This window comes from Pseudomonas sp. BJa3 (genome assembly GCF_026343815.1).
Classification (GTDB): Bacteria; Pseudomonadota; Gammaproteobacteria; order Pseudomonadales; family Pseudomonadaceae; genus Aquipseudomonas; species Aquipseudomonas soli.
The window spans coordinates 1-307 of the sequence record NZ_JAOXMC010000084.1 but is presented as its reverse complement, the minus strand read 5'-3'; the positions used below and the strand labels follow the sequence as shown (position 1 = coordinate 307).

1 pseudogene is annotated in these 307 nt (G+C 65.1%); it reads right to left on the bottom strand.

Annotated elements, in window-relative coordinates:
- Window positions 1–307, bottom strand: a pseudogene (locus tag OH705_RS26965) (MFS transporter); the annotation flags it as partial.

Below are 307 nucleotides of genomic sequence, written 5' to 3'. Positions count from 1 at the left end.
CGCCGCCCAGGCAGTCAGCAGGCGACCATGGATGGCACCGACCATCTCCGTGCCGAACAGGTCGGCCAGGTACGCCGGCACGGTGGCGAAGCCGCCGCCGTACCTCGACAGGATGATGCAGAGGGCTGCCACGAACAGCGCCACGTTGCCGATGTGACCCATGTTCGGCACCAGGCTGTAGAGCCCCACGCCCAGGGCGAAGAACGCGATGTAGGTGTTCTTGCGGCCGATATAGTCGGAGAACGACGCCCTGAAGAAGCGCCCGCTGATGTTGAACATGCTCAGCAGGCCGGTGAAACCGGCGGCA